Annotated in this window: 3 protein-coding genes; 2 read left to right on the top strand and 1 reads right to left on the bottom strand. The window is 67.4% G+C overall.

The genetic code is table 11. The annotated features are described in order from the left end of the window. A partial coding sequence (locus NE235_RS36985; protein ID WP_252811577.1) for an ATP-binding protein occupies positions 1–2471 on the top strand: 2471 nt, incomplete at its 5' end. A 13-nt stretch (positions 2472–2484) separates the two neighbouring features. Next, complete coding sequence (locus NE235_RS36980; protein WP_252811575.1) at positions 2485–3099, top strand: response regulator; 615 nt, start codon at positions 2485–2487, stop codon at positions 3097–3099. Positions 3100–3165: 66 nt separating this feature from the next. Here the strand turns inward: NE235_RS36980 and NE235_RS36975 are convergent, their stop codons facing one another. Next, entirely contained in the window at positions 3166–3750 is a 585-nt protein-coding gene (locus NE235_RS36975; protein WP_252811573.1) for a dihydrofolate reductase family protein, read from the bottom strand. Between the last annotated feature and the right edge of the window lie 916 nt (positions 3751–4666).

The following is a 4666-nucleotide window of genomic DNA, read 5'->3' as shown; positions in this document are numbered from 1 at the left end:
TCAGCGGCGTCAGCGGCGTCTGGAAGGACCTCACCGACAACGTCAACTCCATGGCTGACAACCTGACCAGCCAGGTCCGCAACATCGCCCAGGTCACCACGGCGGTCGCGAACGGCGACCTCACCAAGAAGATCGACGTCGACGCCCAGGGCGAGATCCTGGAACTGAAGACGACGATCAACACGATGGTCGACCAGCTCTCGGCGTTCGCCGGCGAGGTGACCCGCGTCGCGCGCGAGGTCGGCAGCGAGGGGCGGCTCGGCGGCCAGGCCGAGGTCGAGGGCGTCTCGGGCACGTGGAAGCGCCTCACCGAGAGCGTGAACGAGCTGGCCAGCAACCTGACCACGCAGGTCCGCGCGATCGCCTCGGTGGCGAGCGCGGTCGCCCGCGGCGACCTCACCGGGTCCGTCTCCGTCGAGGCCCGTGGCGAGGTCGCCGAGCTCAAGGACAACGTCAACCTGATGGTGGCGAACCTCCGCGAGACCACCCGCGCGAACCAGCAGCAGGACTGGCTGAAGACCAACCTCGCCCGGATCGCCGGGCTGATGCAGGGCCACCGCGACCTCATGGAGGTCGCCCGCCTGATCATGAGCGAGGTCACGCCGCTCTCCTCGGCGCAGTACGGCGCGTTCTACCTCGCCGAGGAGGCCCAGGACGGCGCGCCGGAGCTCGTGCTGAAGACGGGGTACGGCCTCAGCCAGGACAAGATCGACAAGATCCGGTTCCGCCTGGGCGACGGCCTCGTCGGGCAGGCCGCGCTGGAGCACAAGCCGATCTTCGTACACGACCTGCCGGCCGGGTACATCACGGTCGGTACGGGCCTGGGGCAGGCGTCACCGCTGAACCTGATCGTGCTGCCGATCCTGTTCGAGAGCCGCGTCCTCGGCGCGATCGAGCTGGCCTCGTTCAGCCCGTTCAGCGAGGTGCATCTGGCCTTCTTCGACCAGTTCGTCGAGACGATCGGCGTCACGATCAACACGATCACGGCGAACTCCCGTACCGAGGCGCTGCTGGCCGAGTCCCAGCGGCTCACGGCGGAGCTGCAGGACCGTTCCAGCGAGCTGCAGCGCCAGCAGGAGGAGCTCCAGCGCTCCAACGCCGAGCTGGAAGAGAAGGCGGCGCTGCTGGCCAAGCAGAACCGCGCGATCGAGATGCAGAACTTCCAGATCGAGCAGGCCCGCCGCACGCTCGAGGAACGCGCCGAGCAGCTCGCCCAGTCCTCGCGGTATAAGTCCGAGTTCCTGACCAACATGTCGCACGAGCTGCGCACGCCGCTGAACAGCCTGCTCGTGCTCGCCAAGCTCCTGGCCGGCAACCCGGACAAGAACCTGACGCCCAAGCAGGTCGAGCTGATCAAAACGATCTACGAGTCGGGCAGCGACCTGCTCCGTCTGATCAACGACATCCTCGACCTGTCGAAGGTCGAGGCGGGCAAGATGGAGCTCGTCCCGCAGCGGGTCTCCCTCGGCGAGCTCGTCGACTTCGTCGACGCGAACTTCCGCCCGCTCGCCGCCGACAAGGGCCTGAGCTTCGACGTGTACGCCGAGCCCGGCCTGCCGGAGCACCTCTACACGGACGAGCAGCGGATCCAGCAGGTGCTGCGCAACCTCCTGTCGAACGCGGTGAAGTTCACCGCCGCCGGTGAGGTACGGCTGACGATCCGGCGCGCGAACGGCGTCGAGTTCATCGACCCGGTCCTCGCCCGCGCCCCGGAGGTCATCGGGTTCGCGGTCAGCGACACGGGCATCGGCATCGACGAGCACAACCTGCGGGCGATCTTCGAGGCGTTCCAGCAGGCCGACGGCACGACCAGCCGCCGGTACGGCGGTACCGGTCTGGGGTTGTCCATCAGCCGCGACATCGCGCAACTGCTGGGCGGGGAGATCCACGTCGCCAGCCGGCCCGGCGAGGGCAGTACGTTCACGTTCTACCTGCCGGCCAACTACCTGGAGAACGCCGCCGAGACCGCGACGCCCGTACGCGAGGAGAAGCGGCGGCCGCTGCCGCCCCCGCCCGCCGAGGCGGCGTCGTTCGAGATGCCCGAGCTGGACGAGGAGTACGAGTCGGCGCCGATCGACGACGAGGTGCTGTCCGGCCGCAAGATCCTCATCGTCGACGACGACGTGCGCAACATCTTCGCGCTGACCTGCGTGCTGGAGCAGTACGGCATCGAGGTCCTCTACGCCGAGAACGGCCGGGAGGGCATCGACACGCTCGACCGGAACGAGGACGTCGACCTGGTCCTCATGGACGTCATGATGCCGGAGCTGGACGGCTACGCCACGACGGAGGCCATCCGGCGGATGCCGCAGTTCGCCGACCTGCCGATCATCGCGCTGACGGCCAAGGCCATGAAGGGCGATCGGGAGAAGAGCATCGAGTCCGGCGCATCGGACTACGTACCCAAGCCTGTCGACGCCGACCACCTTCTTGACATCATGAGGGCGTGGCTCAACCGGCCACGCACGTGATGGAGGGCTGACTGTGGCCGAGAAGGCGAACATTCTTCTGGTCGATGACCGCGAGGAGAACCTCGTAGCACTGGAGGCGATCCTCAGTTCACTCGACCAGAACATGATCCGCGCGCGTTCAGGGGAAGAGGCTCTGCGAGCCTTGCTGACGAACGACTTCGCGGTGATCCTTCTCGATATCGTCATGCCCGGGATGGACGGTTTCGAGATCGCCCGCGCGATCAAACGGCGCCGGAAGACCCGGGAGGTGCCGATCATCTTCCTCACGGCGGCGGACGCCGATCCGGACTACGCCTTCCGTGGGTACGCCGCCGGCGCGGTCGACTACATCTCCAAGCCGTTCGACCCCTGGGTGCTGCGTACGAAGGTCTCCGTCTTCGTGGAGCTTTACCGCAAGAACCAGCAGCTCCGTGAGCAGTCCGAACTGCTGCGCACGCAGTTCGCGGCGGCGCCGTCGGAGGAGTTCGCGGCCGAGCTCGGCCGCCGCGTCGCCGCGGTGGAGGAGCAGGTCGGCGCACTGACCCGGTGGGCCGGAGAGGACGAGGAGGCGGCCAAGGCGGTCGCCACCCTCGAACAGCGCGTCGAGGAGCTACGGGCGGCGATCGACACCCTCCGCCCCGGCCCCTGACGCCGGCCCCGGACAACGGCCCGCGGCCGGCCCTGGACCGGTGTCCGGGGCCGGCCGCGGGCCTTCTTACCGGCGGGTGTAATGAGCGATGATCACGCCTTTGCCGGTGGTGACGCTACCGGTGAGCTCGAACTCGGTGAACCGGGAGGCGCCCTCGAACAGCCGTGCGCCGGCGCCCAGGGTCAGTGGGTGGATCAGCAGCGTGTAGTGGTCGATCAGGCCGGCGGCGTGCAGAGTCCGCACGAGCGACGCACTGCCGTTGATCGATAGGTCATTTCCCGGCTGAGCCTTCAGCTCGGCCACCGTGTCGACGGCGTCGCCACGAAGCAGGATCGAGTTCTGCCAGGCATCCGCGTCCTGCAAGGTCCTCGACACGACGAACTTCGTCGCCGCGTTCATGTGCGTAGTGAAAGGGTTGCCGTCGGTGGCGCTTCCCCACACGGTGGCGAAGTCCTGCCAGGTCCTGCGCCGGAACAGCATGTCTCCTGGCTTGGCCGTGCTCTTACCGAGCTCATGGCCCATGACCTCGTCGTTGTACCGCGGACCCCAGCCCCCGTACGTGAAGCCGTCCCGGGTGTCCTCGTCCGGGCGGCCCAAGCCCTGGACCACGCCGTCCAAGCTGATGAACATCGTGGCGGTGAGCGTACGCATCATCCGTCTCCTTCGGCTCCGTGGACCGGCCCACCGTGAGTCGGTCATTCACTACACGAACGACCACCGGCGGAATCGACACCGTCTCCGGACCGCCGGCGCCCGTTCCCGGGGCGCACCGCGGAAGGAGCGTCAGCAGGAGATCGCCACCGGCTCGGGGCCCCGGCCGGCTCATCGAGCGTGCGTCCGGTAGACCCCGATCAACGGAGTGCCCTCGTCACCGAGGCCGCCCGGTTACCGCCACGGCAGGCACTCGATGTCACGTGAAGGCGCAACAGGTTCTGGCTCGCCCGACACGGCCGGCAGGTACGCGTGGGAGCTGGCCCCGTTCGGGGAACGATCAGGACCAGATCGGGGAAATCGCCCGCCCGGATGGCACCTTCGTCTTCTCCGGGTGTCTACCGAAACGAGAGATTTCGGTTCTGGCTCGGTTTTCGTGATGCCTGCGGCTCGCGCCGTTGGCCGGGTGTGTTCCACCTGCACGGTTGGGGGGTTGGTTCTGGCGGGCGCCGGGGGTGGCGGCTTGTTTTCCAGAGGCGTCTACTCAGGCGAGAGATTCTTCCCTCGGTAGCCGCTGACGGGAACGCGTACCCTCCGGTGGTGCCCGCTCTGCCCGATGCGGTGTGTTGTGTTCCCGAGTGTGCGGTGATGACGATGAGCCCCCGCTACGAGATCTGAGCTTAGAACCCGGAGGCGACGGTCACGACGGCTCATCATCCGATTCGAGCCAGCACCCACTATTCCCTCCTGACGGGGCAGGGCTCAATACGACAGGGCCACCCCGGCGGGAACCGGCCGTCATGAAGTCCTGTAAACGCAGGAAAGCCCGCCGGCGAATGCCTGGCGGGCTTTCCTGATCTATGTAAGTGTCCGGCGGCGTCCTACTCTCCCACACCGTCTCCAGTGCAGTACCATC

The organism is Actinoallomurus spadix (assembly GCF_024055725.1).
GTDB lineage: Bacteria > Actinomycetota > Actinomycetes > Streptosporangiales > Streptosporangiaceae > Actinoallomurus > Actinoallomurus spadix.
This window is presented reverse-complemented; position numbering and strand designations above follow the sequence as displayed.

Excerpts from the sequence above, each read along its gene's own strand:
- NE235_RS36975 (WP_252811573.1), bottom strand. The coding sequence starts at position 3,750 with ATGCGTACGCTCACCGCCACGATGTTCATCAGCTTGGACGGCGTGGTC.